The organism is Apibacter mensalis (genome assembly GCF_001418685.1).
Classification (GTDB): domain Bacteria; phylum Bacteroidota; class Bacteroidia; order Flavobacteriales; family Weeksellaceae; genus Apibacter; species Apibacter mensalis.
In genome coordinates, this window is the sequence record NZ_LIVM01000008.1 from 38,592 (window position 1) to 57,689 (window position 19,098).

Annotated in this window: 15 protein-coding genes and 1 other RNA gene; 2 read left to right on the plus strand and 14 right to left on the minus strand. The window is 34.1% G+C overall.

The features are described 5' to 3' along the window. Positions 1 to 17 precede the first annotated feature (17 nt). The 10 genes from ASC36_RS06725 to ASC36_RS06770 form a co-directional block, all read right to left on the minus strand. A complete protein-coding gene (locus tag ASC36_RS06725; protein WP_167336874.1) occupies positions 18 to 1,163 on the minus strand; it encodes a thiol-activated cytolysin family protein in 1,146 nt (381 codons plus the stop codon). Between the two features lie 76 nt (positions 1,164 to 1,239). Next, positions 1,240 to 2,106 (minus strand): hypothetical protein, encoded by an 867-nt coding sequence (locus ASC36_RS06730; protein ID WP_055425730.1) that lies wholly within the window; start codon positions 2,104 to 2,106, stop codon positions 1,240 to 1,242. Positions 2,107 to 2,360: 254 nt separating this feature from the next. Then, positions 2,361 to 4,388, minus strand: a complete 2,028-nt coding sequence (locus tag ASC36_RS06735; RefSeq protein WP_055425731.1) for a transketolase family protein — start codon at positions 4,386 to 4,388, stop codon at positions 2,361 to 2,363. A gap of 173 nt (positions 4,389 to 4,561) precedes the next feature. Next, positions 4,562 to 6,307 carry a ribulokinase gene (locus ASC36_RS06740; protein WP_141656219.1) on the minus strand — a complete coding sequence of 582 codons (1,746 nt, stop codon included), beginning with the start codon at positions 6,305 to 6,307 and terminating at the stop codon, positions 4,562 to 4,564. Beyond that, positions 6,304 to 7,986, minus strand: coding sequence for a ribulokinase (locus tag ASC36_RS06745; protein WP_221400568.1), 1,683 nt, complete (start codon positions 7,984 to 7,986; stop codon positions 6,304 to 6,306). The genes ASC36_RS06740 and ASC36_RS06745 overlap by 4 nt, the downstream gene beginning before the upstream one ends. A 30-nt stretch (positions 7,987 to 8,016) precedes the next feature. Then, positions 8,017 to 8,727 carry an L-ribulose-5-phosphate 4-epimerase gene (locus ASC36_RS06750; RefSeq protein ID WP_055425733.1) on the minus strand — a complete coding sequence of 237 codons (711 nt, stop codon included), beginning with the start codon at positions 8,725 to 8,727 and terminating at the stop codon, positions 8,017 to 8,019. 4 nt (positions 8,728 to 8,731) lie between these two features. Beyond that, positions 8,732 to 9,595 carry an HAD-IIA family hydrolase gene (locus ASC36_RS06755; protein ID WP_055425734.1) on the minus strand — a complete coding sequence of 288 codons (864 nt, stop codon included), beginning with the start codon at positions 9,593 to 9,595 and terminating at the stop codon, positions 8,732 to 8,734. A gap of 67 nt (positions 9,596 to 9,662) precedes the next feature. Then, a complete protein-coding gene (locus ASC36_RS06760) occupies positions 9,663 to 11,084 on the minus strand; it encodes a sn-glycerol-1-phosphate dehydrogenase (protein ID WP_055425799.1) in 1,422 nt (473 codons plus the stop codon). A 50-nt stretch (positions 11,085 to 11,134) separates the two neighbouring features. Continuing rightward, positions 11,135 to 11,785: a fructose-6-phosphate aldolase gene (fsa, locus tag ASC36_RS06765; RefSeq protein WP_055425735.1), complete on the minus strand. Its 651-nt coding sequence runs from the start codon at positions 11,783 to 11,785 to the stop codon at positions 11,135 to 11,137. Between the two features lie 63 nt (positions 11,786 to 11,848). Next, positions 11,849 to 12,658, minus strand: a complete 810-nt coding sequence (locus ASC36_RS06770; RefSeq protein WP_055425736.1) for an MIP/aquaporin family protein — start codon at positions 12,656 to 12,658, stop codon at positions 11,849 to 11,851. A 329-nt stretch (positions 12,659 to 12,987) separates the two neighbouring features. Between ASC36_RS06770 and ASC36_RS06775 the strand changes: the two genes are divergently transcribed. After that, on the plus strand, positions 12,988 to 13,767 hold the full coding sequence (locus tag ASC36_RS06775; RefSeq protein ID WP_055425737.1) for a DeoR/GlpR family DNA-binding transcription regulator: 780 nt from the start codon (positions 12,988 to 12,990) through the stop codon (positions 13,765 to 13,767). A gap of 30 nt (positions 13,768 to 13,797) precedes the next feature. On the opposite strand, the gene truB is transcribed toward ASC36_RS06775, so the two are convergent. Further along, positions 13,798 to 14,472, minus strand: a complete 675-nt coding sequence (gene truB / locus ASC36_RS06780) for a tRNA pseudouridine(55) synthase TruB (protein ID WP_055425738.1) — start codon at positions 14,470 to 14,472, stop codon at positions 13,798 to 13,800. Between the two features lie 85 nt (positions 14,473 to 14,557). On the opposite strand from truB, the gene rnpB reads away from it, so the two are divergent. Then, positions 14,558 to 14,873, plus strand: an RNA gene (rnpB, locus tag ASC36_RS07090) — RNase P RNA component class A. 14 nt (positions 14,874 to 14,887) lie between these two features. On the opposite strand, the gene tssD is transcribed toward rnpB, so the two are convergent. The 3 genes from tssD to glmS form a co-directional block, all read right to left on the minus strand. Continuing rightward, on the minus strand, positions 14,888 to 15,283 hold the full coding sequence (gene tssD / locus ASC36_RS06785) for a type VI secretion system tube protein TssD (protein WP_055425739.1): 396 nt from the start codon (positions 15,281 to 15,283) through the stop codon (positions 14,888 to 14,890). A gap of 247 nt (positions 15,284 to 15,530) precedes the next feature. Next, entirely contained in the window at positions 15,531 to 17,054 is a 1,524-nt protein-coding gene (gene gpmI / locus ASC36_RS06790; RefSeq protein WP_055425740.1) for a 2,3-bisphosphoglycerate-independent phosphoglycerate mutase, read from the minus strand. Positions 17,055 to 17,228: 174 nt separating this feature from the next. Then, positions 17,229 to 19,073, minus strand: coding sequence for a glutamine--fructose-6-phosphate transaminase (isomerizing) (gene glmS, locus ASC36_RS06795; RefSeq protein WP_055425741.1), 1,845 nt, complete (start codon positions 19,071 to 19,073; stop codon positions 17,229 to 17,231). Positions 19,074 to 19,098: the final 25 nt, after the last annotated feature.

Here is a 19,098-nt window from a genome sequence, read left to right on the forward strand (position 1 = left end):
AATACCGGTACACTTTTCTACCTATACTCTTTATGTACTTCTTCGTAAGTGTTTACCATATCAACCAAAGTATTGTCTTTTAAACGACGGATAGTATACGATATAGGAGCCGAAGTTGAGATTAAAGATTCTCCATTGTCAGATAACTTCATGTAGTTGATAAAATCATCATAATTGTTTACAATTTCAGCAGGCCCTCCCAACACGGATACCTTTACCTTATTAGAATCAAACAAGTTCTTAAATTCTTCGTTCTGTTTACGATTTATATCGGAAGAAAGGGCACCTATTTTCAAGTCCACCGATGCTTTAACCATTTTAGCGGTTTCTTCAGTAGATTTTTGGGTTTCTATTAATAAATAAGCAACCCGACCGTAATCTATGCTGCTGATGTATACCGGTTCGTACGGACCGCTGTCTGAACTGCTGATATCTCCCTGCACCCAGTTAGACCAATGCACCGGATCTATACCGGCGGAATATACGGTCTGTTTTAGCCTTACCAATACATAGTGGGACGATTTTACCTTAGATTGACTATAATCATAGCCGAAAGAAGCTTTAGCTATTAAAGAAAAGCCGGCCTTTACATGAAGGTTGATGGATTTTTTAAAACTTTCTTCGGTCGTAACCACCTCACTCTTATAAGTATAATTAGCCGGAACATATTTAATAGGAAAATATTCACTATTACCGACTCTAAAATCAGACAATGCCTGGAATACCTCGCTTCCCTTAGGCACTACTTCTTTTTTAACCTCTCTATTCACCCCCCTAATGGTAAGAAACAGAGTAACAGGATTGAAAGGATTTTTCAACACCAAGGGGTCGTACTTCCCTTCCATAAAAGATTCTCCCCGTAGGATGCTCCCCGGGTATAGCATGGTTTTTTCTATGGAAGCTTCTTGCATTAAATCAGCCAGGGAAAATGCGGTAGCACGGCTGGTAGTAACCTCATACTCCTTACGCATAACTCCTTGGGCGTCTTTGGCCGTTTTTCCGGTAAATTTGGCAGAAACTTCCCTATCTGAAGGTATTGAAAATCTCACTTCCCGCAAGCGATTTAAATTGGAATGATTGGATGAGTCGTCGTCGTTGCTGCACGAAAAAAACATACTGCTAATCAGAAGTCCTGTTAAGGACTTGGTTAAAATGGATTTCATACTTTTGTGTTTAAAATTTAGTTTTAGTTTTTTTGACATTTTTGGATGTATAATGTTTTTATTCATCAATTAATTATTAAAGATTTTCGGTTCCTCTATCTCCCCATTGGTCTTGTCTAGCATACCACCCAACCGGAATGTTTTTATATTCTATGTTGGTTTCTAACCCGTTTACTTGTTTTTTGAACATAATTTTATCTATCATATAAACCCTATATTTGCCCCCACTACCTTTACTTCTTTGTACGGGATGGAAGTCCCTACTGGTTTTATTTTGAAAATCGGACTGGTTACTGATTAGGTTATTATAGTGAAATTGACTGTTAAGCCCTTCCAAATACGTATCGTATTGTTCATTTCCGGTATCTATAAAATATTTATAATAGGTATCCCAACGAGAATGGCTTGAAATATCACCTTTTTTAGTTCGGACTTCATAAGAATAAGCCACAATGCGAACAGAATTGAAGAATATTTCACCTTTTGCCAATTGTTGTGCCGGGAGAATTAAACTGTCTTTTTTTACTTTGCTTAATTCGTATACGTGCCTAAAGTTTCCGGGCTTTTTAATATGAAGGGTAAACTCTCCTTCTTGGTCCGAAGTATGAAAGCTTTCTACTTTTTGTTTCCGGTAATAACAATCGTAATCTTCTCCCAACACCTGGTGGCTGACCGGCCCTCCGGAAAGAGGTGTTATGGCAAAAGCCTCGTCTTCTTGCAAATTTTCGCCCGTAATTTTATATCCTACAATTACGGAATCTCCCACCTGCAAGTTTGAGATATCGGAATCTCCGGAAGCTCTAACAAATCTGAGTTCTAATTTTGAAGGAATTGGAATTGGATTTTCAACTTCCTTTTCCGATAAAACTATATCATCGTCACTGCTACAAGAAGCGACCAAGAACATAATAACAAAGAACATAACTACTTTTTTCTTAATCATATTTTTTAGTTTTAAATCATTATTCAAATAAATAACGTAAAAAACTATATTTTTATTTTTAATAAACTAAAAATTATTGATTTTTATTCTAAAATTCAAAATATAATACAATTTTAAAATAAAAAAAATAAAAGATAAAGCAGTGTTTATTAAATAATTAAGATAAAAAAAGAAGAATTACTTCTAGTAATTCTTCTTTTTTTGGTTAATCCATAGATATCTCATACTGTGGATTTTGTTTTATAAAAAAACAGTTATTTCACCATTTTTTTGATCTGCTCATAAACATTTTGTGAAGTAAAACCTAATTTTTCATCTAATATGGCTGCCGGCGCAGAATATCCAAATGAATTCATGCCCCAAATTTCACCATTTTCACCAACTAATCCTTCTAGAGTTACAGGCAATCCTGCAGTTAACCCAAATTTCTTTTTATGCTTAGGTAGAATCGATTCTTGGTACTCTTTGGGTTGTGCTCTGAATAATCCTTCAGATGGTACTGAAACGATTCTGGTTTTTATCCCATCTTTTTTCAATAATTCAGCACCTTCAACCAAAGTTGAAACTTCTGAACCGGAGGCCAACAAAATGATTTCATATCCTTCCTCTTCCTGAACTATGTAAGCTCCTTTTGATGTCTGTAATGATTCGTTAAATCGATCTTGCTTAGCCGGTAAATCTTTAATATTTTGTCGAGATAAAATTAAAGCGGTGGGTGTGTGCGTATTTTCCATAGCCAATTTCCAAGAAGCAGTCGTTTCCTGAACATCTGCCGGTCTTAGGACTAACATGGAATTTTTGCCTTTATGATTTTGCAATTTTTCCATTAAACGTATTTGTGCTTCCTGTTCTACTGGCTCATGAGTAGGTCCGTCCTCTCCCACTCTAAATGCATCGTGAGTCCAGATAAATTTAACAGGCTGTTCCATTAATGCGGCAACCCTTACAACAGGTTTCATGTAATCTGAAAAAACGAAGAAGGTTGCACAGGCAGGAATCACTCCCCCGTGAAGACTCATTCCCACGCACAAGCAAGCCATAGTAAATTCAGAAACTCCTGCTTGTAAAAATGCACCGGAAAAATCGTTTTTTGTTAATGAATGAGTATGCTTTAAAAATCCGTCAGTTTTATCTGAATTAGACAGATCAGCAGAGGATACGACCATGTTTTCCACCTGCCGAGCCAATGTTTCCAATACTGTTGAAGATGCTGCTCGTGTAGCTGCATTAGGTTTTTGATTTATTTCAGACCAATTGATATCGGGTACTGCACCCGAAAACCAGGATTCCATTTTTTTAGCTAACTCGGGGTTTTCTTTTGTCCATTGATCTTTTTGAACTTTTTTATTTTTTACAATTTCCTCCAGCTCTTTTGCTCTGTTTGCATATAATGCTTGAACTTCCGGAAAAACAGCAAACGGATTTTTCGGATCTCCCCCTAAGTTTTCAATGGTTTTTTCCAAGTTACCTCCTGCTTCTCCTAAAGGTTGTCCATGTGTGGATACTTTATTTTCAAAGGATTGTCCGTTAGCATCTACTGCTCCTTTTCCCATAATGGTGTTTCCTATAATAAGGGTGGGCCTATCTTTTACTGCTTTGGCTTCTTGCAGGGCTTTACGAATTTCAGAGGGATCATTACCTGTAATGGTAATCACTTTCCACCCCCAAGCTTCATATTTTGCGGCTACGTTTTCTTGATTAACATCTTTTACTTGGGTTGAAAGTTGTATTCCATTGGAATCGTAGAACATAATCAGGTTATCCAACCCCAGATGCCCGGCTATTCTTCCGGCACCTTGGGATACCTCTTCTTGTATTCCTCCATCTGAAATAAAGGCATAAATGGTTTGTCCCATTAAATTTCCCAAACGAGCCTTCAAAAACTTCGCTGCAATCGCAGCTCCCACGGCATAGGCATGTCCTTGTCCCAAAGGACCGGATGTATTTTCCACTCCTCTTTCTATATCTAACTCAGGATGTCCCGGAGTTACACTTCCCCATTGACGAAAATTTTTAAGGTCATCCATGGTATATTTTCCTGCCAATGCCAAGACAGAATATAACATAGGAGACATGTGCCCCGGATCCATAAAAAACCGGTCTCTTCCTTCCCATCTAGGATTATTGGGATCGTATTCCAAGAATTCTGAATATAATATATTGATGAAATCAGCTCCGCCCATAGCTCCTCCCGGATGCCCGGATTTTGCCTTTTCTACCATTGATGCAGCTAATATTCTTATATTGTCTGCTGCTCTATTTAATGTTTTAATGTCAGCCATTTTACTTTTTCAAATTTTGGGTTTCAAATTTACGTTTTAATTACACTTTATTCTATTATTTAGAGAATATTGTGAAAAATTTGATTGTTATATTATTTGTCTGTTCTGTATTATTTTTAGGGTAAGTTTAATTCTAAATTGTACGTAAATAGTATCTTAATTAATAAATTTATTTATACAAAGTCTTTAATATTTTCTAAACTCAGATATTTGTTAAATTCTTGATGGTAATGTTTTTTATATTCGTGGTTAGGATAATAAATATTAGAAATTTCCATTCCCATTTTGCTCTGTGCTTCGGGTAAATTTTTATACACCCCTGCGACCACTGCTGCACACATAGCCACTCCCAACGCACAGGCTTCTCTCGTTGCAATAACCTTAATCGGCATACCTATAACATCTGACATAACTTGCATTACATATGGCGATTTTTGAGAAATTCCTCCTACAGCAATAATTTCCTTTAGTTTTATTCCGTTGTCTACAAATCTTTCAATTATATTTTTGGCTCCATAAGCGGTAGCTTCAACTAAAGATTTATAAACTAAAGGAGCTACACTGGATAAAGCAATACCTGTAATAGTTCCTTTTAATTCATAATCTACGTTGGGAGATCTTCTTCCATTGATCCAATCGGTTGCAATAATTTGACTGTCCTTGGGTGGTATTATTTTAGCTTGTCTAGCTAAATTGGGTATCATTTCAGCATATACTTCATCTCTTAAATGTTGACGGGTCTCAGCATCTCCTATATTCGATTTTAACATTATATTGTCCAAAGGCCACATGAGTAATCTTTTAAACCAGGCATATAAATCTCCAAAGGCAGATTGACCTGCTTCAAATCCTATCATACCGGGAAGGATAATATCATCAGCTTGTTGAGGAATTCCCGGAACTAATTGGTTTCCTATGCTCTTAGGTCCTACTGTTATGGCACAAGTGGAGGTTCCAACAATTTCCACCATAACCTTGTCTTTTACTCCGGCGCCTACTGCACCGGCATGACAATCTAAATTACCAACGGCAATAAGTACATTTTCCGGAAGACCTAATTTTTTTGCCCATTCTTTGGTTATAGTTCCGGCAACTTGATCACAAGTAAACGCTTCTTTATTAAATGTATCTACTAGTCCATCCAAAGCAGGGTCCAATGCTTTAAAGAATTCATTGGGCGGATATCCTCCCCACTCTTTGTTCCACATTACCCGAGATCCGGCAATGCCCATGCCTCTTTTGATTTCCTCGGGCTTGGTTATACCACAAAGTATGGCAGGTAACCAATCGCTCGATTCAACGAATGAATAGGCAACTTTTCTAATTTCGGGTATTTTAAATATATGTAATGCTTTGGTCCAAAAGTGTTCTGTGGAATAATCTCCGCACCCGGCAGATCTTGTATAATCTATATGCCATTTTTTCGAAAAATCATTCAACTGTTCATTTTCTTTTTGTCCGGTATGATCTTTCCATAAAACAAACATGGCATCGGGATTTTCAGCAAAATCAGGCAGTAAAGACAACGGTGTTCCTTCTTTATTTACTGCCACCGGCGTTGAGCCTGTCATATCTGTACTTATGGCTTTAACACGATTTGCTGCTCCCGGGACTTTATATAAAACATCTGTAACTATATGTTCGAGAACTTCGAGATAATCTAAAGGATGTTGTCTGAATTGGGCTTTAACAGGATTACAATATAATCCTTTTTTCCATCTTGGATATTCTTTGATTGATAAGGCAAGTTCTTTTCCGGTTTCCGCATCCATTAAAATTGCTCTTCCGGAATCTGTACCATAATCTAATCCTATCACTAAATTATTTGATAATTGCATTTTTTTGTGTTTAGTTTGAAGTTTTGTATTGATGGAGACAGAATATATTTTTTCAATCTTCTGTCTCCGAGTAATTATCATGGATTTTGGGTGAGCTCTTTAACTTTTTCTAACCGTTTGTACTTTTCATATTCAATATTATAATGCTGATGATTTTGCTCATTAGGATAGTAAATCGTTGAGATTCCCATTCCCATTTTTTCTTGTGCATCTTCCAATTTTGAATAAATTCCTGCTGTTACGGCTGCACACATGGCTACTCCTAAGGCACATGCTTCTCTGGTTGCTATTACTTTAATTGGCTTGCCTAAAACGTCTGATAAAATCTGCATAACATAGGGAGATTTTTGAGAAATTCCTCCTACAGCGATAATTTCATCGATTTCAATTCCATTATTAATAAATTGTTCAACAATAGCTCTTGATCCGTAAGCGGTTGCTTCTACAATAGATTTATATAATAAAGGAGTGGTACTGGACAAAGTTAATCCGGTAATGGTACCTTTCAATTCGTAATCAACATTAGGGGTCCTTCTTCCATTGATCCAATCTGTTGCAATAATATGACTGTCTTTTGCCGGTATCAGTTTGGCCTGTCTGGCCAATTCAGGAATCATTTTATCATAAACGTCTTGAATCACTTTATCTTTGGTTTCTTTATCTATATATTCTACTTTTGCAAGTATTTCACGTAAGGGCCACATTAACACTCTTTTAAACCAGGCATAATAATCTCCGTAAACGGATTGTCCGGCTTCATAACCTACCATTCCGGGAATTATTGAGTCATCTGCTTGTCCTGAAATACCCGGAATCAATTTATTACTATCACTTTTCGGTCCTACTATAATATCACAAGTTGATGTCCCTATAATTTGGACAATTGCTTTATTTTTTACTCCTGCTCCGATTCCTCCTGCATGAGCATCTATGTTTCCTGCAGCTACTTTAACCTCGGTAGTTAGACCTAATTTTTTTGCCCACTCTTCCGATAAATTTCCTATGGTTTCTACACAGGTATAAACTTTTTCTGAAAAGGTGTCCACAATCCCATCCAAAGCGGGATCTAATTCTTTAAAGAATTCGTTTGGGGGATAACCTCCCCATTCTTTATTCCATAATACTTTAAATCCGGCTGTACATATGTTTCTTTTTAAATCTTCGGGCTTTTTTAGGCCTATAATTAAGTTGGATAACCAATCACAGGCATCTACAAAAGAATGTCCAATTTCTTTTATTTTAGGGTCTTCTCTGAATATGTGAAGTGCTTTTGCCCAAAAATGTTCGGCAGAATAATTTCCTCCTCCTCCGGAATATCGGGTATAGTCGGTATGCCATTTTTTGGAGAATTCGTTTATATACTCACAATCTTTGATTCCTGTATGATCTTTCCATAAAATAAACATCCCATTGGGATCATCTAAAAAGTCATTACGTAAAGCTAAGGGAGTACCCTCTTTATCTACCACTACCGGAGTTGAGCAGGTAACATCTATAGCTAATGCTTTAACTCTTTCTTTTGCTACAGGAACAGTTTTTACTACTTCATTAATAATATACTCCAATACTTCAATATAGTCTAAGGGATGGTGCCTAAATTGATAATTCACCGGATCGCAATACATTCCTTTTTTCCATCTCGGATATTCTTTTACTGAGAGTGCTAATTCTTTACCTGTTTCAGCATCCATTAATATGGCTCTTGCTGAATCTGTTCCGTAATCAACACCGATTACTAAATTGTTTGAAATGCTCATCATTTTTTTGTTTATTCAGTTTGTTTACAGTAATTATTTCTTTTTTTCTTGACCATAGTAAGCATTGGCTCCATGTTTTCTTTCATAGTGTTTATGGATCAAAGCTTCTTTTAATCTTGGGGAACTGGAATTGAGTTGTCTGGTTAAATAGGCCATTTTTGCAATATTTTCTAATACAGCACTGTTGTAAACTGCTTTTTCAGCTGTTTTACCCCAGGTAAAGGGTGCATGACTTCCTACCAACACCATTTCCATTTCTTTATGACTTATTTTTTTTTCTTTAAGAATATTTAATATCTGAAATCCTGTTTGGTATTCATAGTCTCCTTCGATCATATCATCGCTCATAGGGGGCGCACAAGGTATATCTGAAATGGTATGGTCTGCATGAGTAGTACCGAATATAGGTATATCCAATAAAGATTGTGCCCATGCTGTAGCATAGGTGCTGTGCGTGTGAACTATTGAGTTAACATCTTTCCAATGCTTGTATAATACTGCATGAGTAGGCGTATCTGATGAGGGTCTTAAATTACCTTCTATTATTTTTCCATCGAAATCAACCACTACCATATCTTCAACATCTAACTTTTCATAGGGTACTCCACTAGGTTTTATAGCAAAGACCCCTTGATTATGATCTGCTACACTTACATTACCCCAGGTAAATAAAACTAAATTATATTTGGGCAATAACTTATTGCCTTCAAATGCTTCTTCTTTTATTTGTGTAAATTTTCTCATAGCCTTATCTTAAATGCGAGTATTCAATTAAATTACCTAACACCTCTATACTAGGTAGAACAATATCCAATTCGGGGTTTGCCTTTTCTGCATCTTCCAATGTAGCTTCCCCGGTAAGCACCAATACTCCAAAAGCTCCCGCATTATGTGCCATCATCATATCGGTGTAAATGCGATCTCCTACCATAGCCACTTCATCCGGTTTTAAATTTTTAGCTGATAGTATTCCATCTAACATTTCTTTTTGCGGTTTCCCCAAAACAACATCTGGTTTTCTTCCCGTTGCAGTTTCAATAGACGAACAAATTGAAGCACAATCGACTAATACAACCGGTTTATCTGTCGGACAAACTTTATCAGGATTGGTGGCTATATAAATTTTCCCTTGTTTTGCCCACCAAGCTGCTCTACATAATCTTTCATAGCATAAGGTCATATCAAAAGCTACAATTAAGGCATCAGGTTCATCTTGTGCAGAATCTTCTGTAGATATATACCCTGCTTTATTGAATTGTTTGATCATACTGGAAGTTCCCAATATAAATAACTTTTTTACTTCGGGATGTTTTGTTTTCAAATAATCTATGGTGGCAACTGCTGACGAGTACATTTCTTCTTCTGTTGCTTCTATTCCCAATCCTTCCAGTTTTTCTAAGTAATCTGAAATACTTTTAGATGGATTGTTAGTAAGAAATGAATAGCTTATTCCCAATCTCTTAAGCTGATTTAAAAAGCTGACAGTATATGGAAATAGTGTAGAACCGTTATAGATCGTTCCATCCATATCCAGAGCAACATGTTTTAATTTTTTTACTTTATATAAAAGGGCACTTGGAACACTTTTTATATTTGTGATATAATTATTCATACAATTTATATTTAAAAGATATAAAGAAAAAGTGTGTAATTTTTTATTACTTGTATTTTCTTATAATTTATTTTCCTTTTAATACTCCTTTTTCGCCGAATAATTCTTCAATCCATTGATCAAAATATCCGGATCTGTAAGCAAAATCTAAAATTGTATATCTGCTACGGATTTTGTGTGCTCTGTAAAAACTATCTTTGAGTCTTTTCCTAGTAATGCCAATTTCTTCCGGTTCAACAGGTGCTCCTACTGCCGCCAATCGTTTTTTTGTTTCTTCAAATGGAATTACTTGATTTCTAAGCTTTACTTTTAATTGTGGCCAACTCTTTTTAATTTTATTTAATTGCTCTCTTAATTCCTCTTTGGTTACGTATTTATCTGTAGTTTGAGCTACTGCAAAGGGATGTATTTCAGTCCCTGCAAACATTTCATCTATCTCTTTTAATTGGGATTCTAAGGTTGGCCATTTTTCAACCGCAGCCTCAACATCAAGCCGGTCTATAGATTCTTTTAAAAATACTTCATACAAAGCAGTTATTGCCAATGTTCCAATGCCTACTTTAAATCCATGCGAAGGGGCTTGTTCATCCTGGTTGGGATATAAACCGAATTTTTTTGCCATTTCACCTTTGAAAGTATGATGTTCCATATCCCATAGGTGACTGAATTGATGTTCTGAACCGGATGCAGGACGGCTCACTCCAGCCCCCCAAGATTCCATGGATTGCATAGCAAAGCCTCCTAACATTAATCCTTCGGTTAATAATTCAATAGCTTTAGGATTTCCATTTTTTGCCCCTGATGGGTCTTGCAATGCTTCAGTAAGCCCATCTTGTACAATATTCCATGCACCAGTCATAGGCTCAATACCTTTTTTAGGATGATTGGGATCTGCTAATTCTGCAGCTAAAATCCAATCTGCCCCAGATACTACTTTAGCATATAAATCTGCATATCCTGAAGCGGTCATTAAAGGGGGTGCAGCAGCAATAACATCTATATCTGCAACTAAGACTTTAGGGGCTTCACATGCATGAGTGATTTTTGCTCCCTTATTGGTTATGGAGGCACCTGCTGAAGAATATCCATCCATAGATGCGGCAGTTGCTACACACATGTAAGGGCGTTTGAGCTCGGAACTAGCTCTTTTAGTAAGATCGTTTATAACTCCTGAGCCAACGGCAATAGGTGTAACTTCTTTATCTTTAAGATAATCTCTTATTTTTTCTACAAAAATATAATCTGCATATAAGTTCGGATCATCCAAAATATATGGTTCTACCCCTTCTAATCCTGCATTTTTTAATGCTTCATGAACTTTTTTCCCTGCAACTCTATAGGTATTGGGATCTGCAATGACGATTGCTTTTTTACCGGGAAATTGTTCTTTAAATATTTGAGGTATATCATTTAAAATATGGGTCTCTATTTCTAGAAACTTAGTTACAGTAGCTTGTTTTAAAGCTGATTTAATGCTTTCTTTTGACATTTTATTTTTATTTTTTTGTGGTTTATAATTGATAAGGTCTCTTTTAAAATTCAAAGTTTTTTAGAGTCTTCTAAAAATTTAGCTAATCCTATATCTGTTAATGGGTGTTTGAGCAAATCAAGTATTGGAGCTAATGGAGAAGTTATTATGTCTGCCCCTATTTTTGCACAATTGATAATATGCATGGAAGATCGTATCGATGCGGCTAATATTTTTGTAGTGTATCCGTAGTTGTCATATATTTCTCTAATCTCTGCGATCAGATTTAAGCCATCAGTAGATGTATCATCCAGTCTTCCTATAAAAGGAGAAACATAAGTGGCTCCGGCTTTGGCTGCAAGTAGAGCCTGACCGGGTGAAAAAACCAGTGTACAATTGGTTTTAATTCCTTTACTGGAAAAATATTTAATGGCTCTTATTCCATCATAAATCATAGGAACTTTAACTGTAATTTGCTTGTCTATTTCTGCTAATTCTTTACCTTCTTTAATAATTCCTTCGTAATCAGTAGATAGTACTTCTGCACTTACATCTCCGTTTACAATTTCACATATAGCCTTGTAATGAGCATATATTCCATTCTTTCCGGATATTCCTACTTTTGCCATAATGGAAGGATTGGTAGTAACTCCGTCAAGAACTCCTAGATCTTGTGCTTTTTTAATCTGCTCTAAATCTGCGGTATCAATGAAAAATTTCATTTTTATTTATTTTTTATGGTTTAGTAATTAATTCGATTGTTCTATGACGTAATCATCAATTCTTTATTTTAAAAAATATTCTTTAACTAATAGATATAATCCTGCAGCAAGCATTCCGCCTACTATAGGAGCTAAGGAAGCGTAAACAATTCCATATCCCCAATCACTATCTCCTTTTCCCTTTAAAGGTAGTATTTGGTGTACTAATCTAGGCATAAGGTCTCTGGCAGGATTTAAAGACCATCCGGTAACTCCTCCATATGCCATACCAATAGCAAATATCATAAACCCGGCAGGAAGAGCACCTAAAGAACCAAATCCTACCATAGAATGAGTAAATTGAGGAATTCCTGTTGTATTTTCTATAATTACACCTCCATGATTAGCTCCCATGGATAGTCCTATAAATACTAAGAAGAAAGTTCCTATAACTTCCGCTGAAAAATTCTGAACAGAATTATTTTTTCTAATGGATGCATTGGTTGCAAAAACTCCTAAAATTTTTCCTGAATCTGCAGAAGTGGCTGATAAATGTCCTCCATATACGAACGAAACAACAAGAGCTCCTAAAAAGCATCCAATAAATTGTGCTGCTATATAAGGAAGTACTAATTGGGAATCAAAAACACCTGCTGCCCATTGTGCAAGGGTAACTGCCGGGTTAAAATGCCCACCGGTATCGAAAGGGGACGAAATTATAACCGACATTGCAACTGCAAACCCCCAACCAAGCGGCCCGCTTAAAGTTGCTTTATTTCCTTCCCCATAAGATTTATCTAACGTAAGGTTCATACTTATTCCACATCCTAAAGCAATTAAAGAAAAAGAACCTAATAATTCTCCTATAAATTTTGTTGTTACGACTGAATCCATAATTTTAATTTTAGTTTTATAATAAATTACATTAAATAAGATCGTTTAAAACATTAAATCGTAACAAATGTATTTACTAAATCGAAACTAAACAACAATAAAACAAATTTTTTTTTCACAAAATGTAATTTTTTTTAGGTATAAAATTATGTAAAAGTAATTCTATTTATTACATTTAATATTGATTAACATACAATTATATATTAATTTAATTATTTTCAATAACGAAACTAAACACTTAATATCCTTATATTAATTTAAATATTTTCGTAAATTTGATTTCTAAATTATTACATTTAATTTTTATCCATATCTATATAAATCTACCTATGAAGATCAACAACATAAATAATATAAGACAACAAGAAATTTTAGAAGAATTAAATTTTAATCATTATGTATCTGTAACAGAATTATGTAAAAAATTAAATGTCTCTGCAGTTACAATTAGAAAAGATTTAACTCATCTTGAAAAAATCGGTAAATTATATAGAACTCATGGGGGAGCAACCAGAGAGTCTTTTATTGTTAAGGAGAGACATGTTAACAAAAAAGAAACACTACAAGTTGAAGAAAAATCAAAAATAGCAAAAGCTGCACTCAATTTTATTGAAGATAATGATTTTATTACTATTTCTTCAGGCACCACCACACAAATGGTTGCTCAGGTTATTGAAAATAATTATACTAAGCTAACTATTCTTACTTCTTCATTAAAATCCGCCATGTTACTATATGGTAATCCGAATTTTGATGTAATACAACTTGGTGGTGATGTACGAACCAAATCAGGCTCAGTCATGGGCCCATATGCCGAATTAATGATCAGTAATTATTCTTGCAGTAAACTTTTTATAGGCGGTGATGGGGTAGATTTTGATTTTGGACTTTCCACTTCAAGCACTATGGAAGCTAAAATGAATCAACTAATGATACAAAATTCTGAAAAAGTTATCGTTTTAGCTGATTCTACTAAAATTAACAAAAGAGGATTCGGTAAAATAACTGATTTAGATAAAATACATGCTTTAATTACTGATGAAGGTGTTAAAAATAGAGATGTTGAAAGATTTGAGGATCTAGGAATTGAAGTAATAATAGCTCGATAAAAGAAATAGGCTTTACTTTCAAAAAATTATTTACGATAAAATTGAATTATCAGAATCTTTAACATCATAATTTCCTATTTTTTCTCGACGTAATTGGGTAAGGTATCCTCCTACTGCTAAATTTTGCCCAAAATCATGAGCTAAAGATCTTATATAAGTTCCTTTACTGCAATGGACAAAAAATTCAACATAAGGAAGATTAATTTTAGTAATTTTAAAATCATAAATTGAGATTTCCCGACTGGGAATATCTATGTGAATTCCTTTCCTCGCAAATTCATATAATCTTTTCCCTTCCTTTTTTAAAGCGGAATATATCGGAGGTTTTTGTCTAATTGAATTACCTATGAAACATTTAGCAACATCTTCTATATCTTTTATTTGTAAATGATTATAATCTTTAGGATTATATTCCTCTGTTTCTAAATCATAGGAAGGGGTTTCAACTCCTAATTTAATCTCTCCAGAATATAGCTTCGATGCATCTTGAATTTGTTGGATTTGTTTAGTGGCCTTACCAACACAGACAATTAATAAGCCGGTCGCTTTAGGGTCCAAAGTCCCCGCATGCCCTACTTTGATTTTTTTTAAATTAAATTGCTTCTTAATTTTCCATTTAATTTTATTTACAACATCAAATGAAGTCCAATTTATAGGTTTATCTATTAAAAATATTTTACCTTCTAATAGTTCGTCTAAATCCATTCTTCTCTAAATTTAAAAACAAATATAATTAACTCATAGTTTTTAAATCAATTTTGAAGTATTGAAAAATATTGTAATTTTGTAAAAAGCAAATCAACCTTGTTGCTTCTGTATATTTTTGCTGAAGAGGAAAGTCCGGACACCAAAGGATATCACAGCGGGTAACTCCCGTCCATCGTAAGATGAGGACCAGTGCAACAGAAAGAAAGTACAGTTTGGCTGTAGTGAAATCAGGTAAACTCTGTGAGGTGCAATGCTATGTATACCGGATTTATAAGGGCTATCCGTCCGATGCCGGGGGGTAAGCAGATTGAAATAAGGAGTAATTCTTATTCTAGATAAATAACAAGGCTTTTCAGAAATGAGAATGACAAAATCCGGCTTATTGATTTGCTTTTTTTACCAGCAATGTTTTTTATCCTATCCACTTATTTACATGCTCTCCTAAGCCCATACTGATAGACTTAGCTGATATAGTAAATGTTTCTGTAATGGATGATTTTCCCATTCCTAATGCATCAAATTTTTCTTTATATTTTACTACATAACCATCTGTAAAATTTAATTCTTTTAGAGTTGTATTGGAACCTTTTTTAAGAAAAACAACTTTTCCATTTTTCTTCCTATAACTGTTAGTCATCCATTCAAAAAATCGAGTTTCATTTGTAGATCTTAAAGTTATTTCTATTCTCCCCCCTCTAATTTGTGAAGAAGGTCGTCCGGTTGGATCAGTTTCTTGTGCTAATGAATAATTTACATTTATAATATTATATTTTCTTCCGGCAACCTCTAATCGTGCTATAAATGACATAATAATAATGATTTTTAGTAATTTTTTCAAATTATACAAATTTACATATTTGCTATTAGATATTATTTATGAATTAGTTAAATGCATGTTAAAAATATTTATCATCTTTCCATGAATATTATCTCTATATAACAACTAAATATCGGTATTATATTTCATATAAATCATTATTTATCTAAAAATTTTACAACAATAAAAAAAGAGATATTTGTAGTATCTCTTTTTTAATAATTTCAATTCTTACTAATTATTTATCAATTAAAACATTTCCTGTCATTTCTTGAGGAATAGGCAATCCCATTAATGTTAAAATTGTAGGAGCTATATCTCCTAATTTACCTTGTTTTAAATTGAATTTTTCGTGATCAACAATAATTAAGGGTACTAGATTTGTTGTATGTTGCGTATTGGGAGAACCATCTTCATTTTTCATTTTATCCGAATTTCCATGATCTGCAATAATTAGAGTTGTATACCCATTATCTAAAGCTACTTTACAAATATCTCCTGCACATTCATCTACAACTTCTGCTGCTTTAATTGCTGCTTCGAACACTCCGGTATGACCTACCATATCCGCATTTGCAAAGTTTAAACATACGAAATCTACTTCTTTCTTTTCTAATTCAGGTATAATTGCATCTCTGATTTCATATGCTGCCATTTGAGGTTTTAAGTCATAGGTTGGAACATCTTTAGGAGATGGAGCTAAAATTCTTTTTTCATTTTCAAATACTTTTTCTTCTCCTCCGGAAAAAAAGAAGGTTACATGGGGATATTTTTCAGTTTCAGCTATTCTAATTTGTTTTAATGTTGCGTTGGCTATTACTTCTCCAAGCGTATTTTTTATAGTATCCTCTTTAAATATGACATGTATGTTTTTAAATGTTTCATCATATTCTGTCATGGTGACAAAATATAAATCTAATTTTTTAATTCCCACTTCTGGATGGTCATGTTGAGATAATACATCTACTATTTCTCTAGGTCTATCGGTACGAAAATTAAAACAAATGACAACATCGCCCTCTTGGATTTTTGCTACAGGTTTGTTATTTTCAGTCACTACGATTGGTGTAAGAAATTCATCTGTAATACCTTCTTGATAGGATTGTTGTATGGCTTGTAAAGGATTATCTGTTTTATTTCCTTCAGCATTTACCATGGCATCGTAAGCGATCTTTACTCTTTCCCAACGTTTATCTCGATCCATTGCATAATATCTTCCTACAATTGAAGCTAATTTCGCATTGTTATCTTCACAAAATTCAATGGTATCTTTTATAAATCCTTTTCCACTTTGTGGATCACAATCTCTCCCATCTGTAAAAGCATGTATAAAGACATTCTTTACTTGAGAGGATTTTGCTGCTTCAACTAAAGATTTTAAATGACTTATATGTGAATGAACTCCACCATTAGAAACTAACCCTATAAAGTGCACTGGTTTATTATTATGTTTGGCGTAGTCGAAAGCTTTTTTTAATTCTTCTTCATTTCCTAAAGTTCCGTTTTCAACTGCTAAATTAATCTTTGTTAAATTTTGATAAACTACTCTTCCGGCTCCCAAATTCATATGCCCAACTTCTGAATTCCCCATTTGTCCTTTAGGTAAGCCAACATCCAATCCATAGGTTATTAAAGTGGTATTAGAATATTTTTGAAAACAGCTGTCCATAAAAGGTGTACGAGCATGGTCGATAGCTGATACACTTTTATCTGTAGCTATTCCCCATCCATCTAAAATCATTAAGATTACTTTTTTATTCATAATTTATTAATTTTGTATAATTAATTTATTTTTATACGTTATTTTAATTTTAAAGTTACAGAATTTTTATGATTCTTGTTTAATATATAGTAACAATCCTTTGTTTCTTAATACAAAAAAAGACTTGCATAATCAAGTCTTTTTTTGTATTTAATAATTCACAATATCTTCAATTTATTCAACTGTAACAGATTTTGCTAAATTTCTAGGTTGGTCAACATTTACATCTCGAAGTACAGCAATATAATACGCTAATAATTGTAAGGGTATTACTGATAGAATGGGAGTAAAATATTCTGATACATCAGGAATTTCAATTGATTCTGTAACCATATCTTTAACTACAGTATCTCCTTGAGTAACAATAGCAATTACTTTACCTTTCCTTGAATTGATTTCTTGAATATTACTTACAATTTTATCATAATAACCTTTTTTAGGCGCAATAACTACCACCGGCATATTCTCATCGATTAATGCTATAGGTCCGTGTTTCATTTCTGCAGCAGGGTATCCTTCTGCATGGATATAAGAAATTTCTTTTAATTTTAATGCACCTTCTAAAGCAATAGGGTAATTATAACCTCTACCTAAGTATAAAAAATTACCAGCACCTGCATATAATTCAGCAATTTTTTTAATTTGACTTTCTGTATTTTTTATAACTTCCGCTACTCTTTCCGGTATAGTTTCCAACTCAATGATAAGACTATTGAATCTCTCTTTGCTTATAGTTCCTTTGTGCTTGGCTAGTTTAAGTGCTATCATAGCTAGCAAAGCAAGTTGTGCAGTAAATGCTTTGGTAGAAGCAACTCCAATTTCAGGACCTGCGTGGGTATATGAACCTGCGTCTGTTAAACGGGCTATTGAAGAATCTATAACATTACATATCCCATAAATAAAGGCGCCTTTTTCTTTGGCTAACTTTAAAGCTGCTATTGAATCTGCAGTCTCCCCGGATTGAGAAATTGCAATAACGATATCTTTATCTGTTATTATTGGATTTCTGTATCTAAATTCAGAAGCATACTCAACCTCAACCGGTATTCTAGCGAGATCTTCAATAAGATATTCTCCTACCAGACCTGCATGCCAAGAAGTTCCACAAGAAATAATTATAATCCTTTCTGCATTTAAAAATTTTTCTTGATAATCCCATATACCCGCCATTTGAATAATATCTTCTTCTACTAAAAGTCTTCCACGCATAGTATCCATAATAGATCTGGGCTGTTCATGAATCTCTTTCAGCATGAAATGTTCATATCCACCTTTTTCAATTTTTTCCAAACTTGTTTTTAATTCATGAATTTGTGGATTAACCTTTGAATTATCTTTTATTTTGTATACATCTACTCCCTTTAAGGTTATAGTAGCCATTTCACCATCTTCAAGATAAACGACTTCATTAGTAAACTCAATGAATGGAGAAGCATCCGATGCTATAAAATACTCATTTTCTCCTATACCTATAGCTAAAGGGCTGCTTAAACGTGCTACAACAATCTCTTGCGGTTGATCCACTTCTATAACAGCAATGGAATAAGCGCCTATAACTTCATTTAATGCATATCTGACAGCTGTCGCTAAATCTAAATTTTGTGTCTCTTGCATATACTGTATTAAGTTGACTAATATTTCCGTATCAGTTTCACTTTTAAATGTATACCCTTTAGACGTTAACATAATTTTTAATGTCGCATAATTTTCAATTATACCATTGTGTATAATTGCAATCTTACCGTTATTTGAAATATGAGGATGCGCATTTATGTCACTGGGAACGCCATGCGTAGCCCATCTTGTGTGTCCAATTCCTACAGTTGCTTCTGAATTTAAATCTTTACATTTAGCTATTAAATCGGATACTGAGCCCTTTGTTTTTCTTAATTTAAAGGTTCCATTTTCATTTAAAACTATGCCAGCACTATCATAACCTCTATATTCTAACCTTTTTAATCCGTTTAATATTATGGGGTAGGCCTTTTTATTTCCGATATATCCAGTTATTCCACACATAATTTAATGTTTTTATTTCTTATTT

Coding starts and splice junctions, on each gene's coding strand:
- ASC36_RS06725 (WP_167336874.1), bottom strand. CDS start 1,163: ATGAAATCCATTTTAACCAAGTCCTTAACAGGACTTCTGATTAGCAGT.
- ASC36_RS06730 (WP_055425730.1), bottom strand. CDS start 2,106: ATGATTAAGAAAAAAGTAGTTATGTTCTTTGTTATTATGTTCTTGGTC.
- ASC36_RS06735 (WP_055425731.1), bottom strand. CDS start 4,388: ATGGCTGACATTAAAACATTAAATAGAGCAGCAGACAATATAAGAATA.
- ASC36_RS06740 (WP_141656219.1), bottom strand. CDS start 6,307: ATGATAATTACTCGGAGACAGAAGATTGAAAAAATATATTCTGTCTCC.
- ASC36_RS06745 (WP_221400568.1), bottom strand. CDS start 7,986: ATGATGAGCATTTCAAACAATTTAGTAATCGGTGTTGATTACGGAACA.
- ASC36_RS06750 (WP_055425733.1), bottom strand. CDS start 8,727: ATGAGAAAATTTACACAAATAAAAGAAGAAGCATTTGAAGGCAATAAG.
- ASC36_RS06755 (WP_055425734.1), bottom strand. CDS start 9,595: ATGAATAATTATATCACAAATATAAAAAGTGTTCCAAGTGCCCTTTTA.
- ASC36_RS06760 (WP_055425799.1), bottom strand. CDS start 11,084: ATGTCAAAAGAAAGCATTAAATCAGCTTTAAAACAAGCTACTGTAACT.
- fsa (WP_055425735.1), bottom strand. CDS start 11,785: ATGAAATTTTTCATTGATACCGCAGATTTAGAGCAGATTAAAAAAGCA.
- ASC36_RS06770 (WP_055425736.1), bottom strand. CDS start 12,658: ATGGATTCAGTCGTAACAACAAAATTTATAGGAGAATTATTAGGTTCT.
- ASC36_RS06775 (WP_055425737.1), top strand. CDS start 12,988: ATGAAGATCAACAACATAAATAATATAAGACAACAAGAAATTTTAGAA.
- truB (WP_055425738.1), bottom strand. CDS start 14,472: ATGGATTTAGACGAACTATTAGAAGGTAAAATATTTTTAATAGATAAA.
- tssD (WP_055425739.1), bottom strand. CDS start 15,283: ATGTCATTTATAGCACGATTAGAGGTTGCCGGAAGAAAATATAATATT.
- gpmI (WP_055425740.1), bottom strand. CDS start 17,054: ATGAATAAAAAAGTAATCTTAATGATTTTAGATGGATGGGGAATAGCT.
- glmS (WP_055425741.1), bottom strand. CDS start 19,073: ATGTGTGGAATAACTGGATATATCGGAAATAAAAAGGCCTACCCCATA.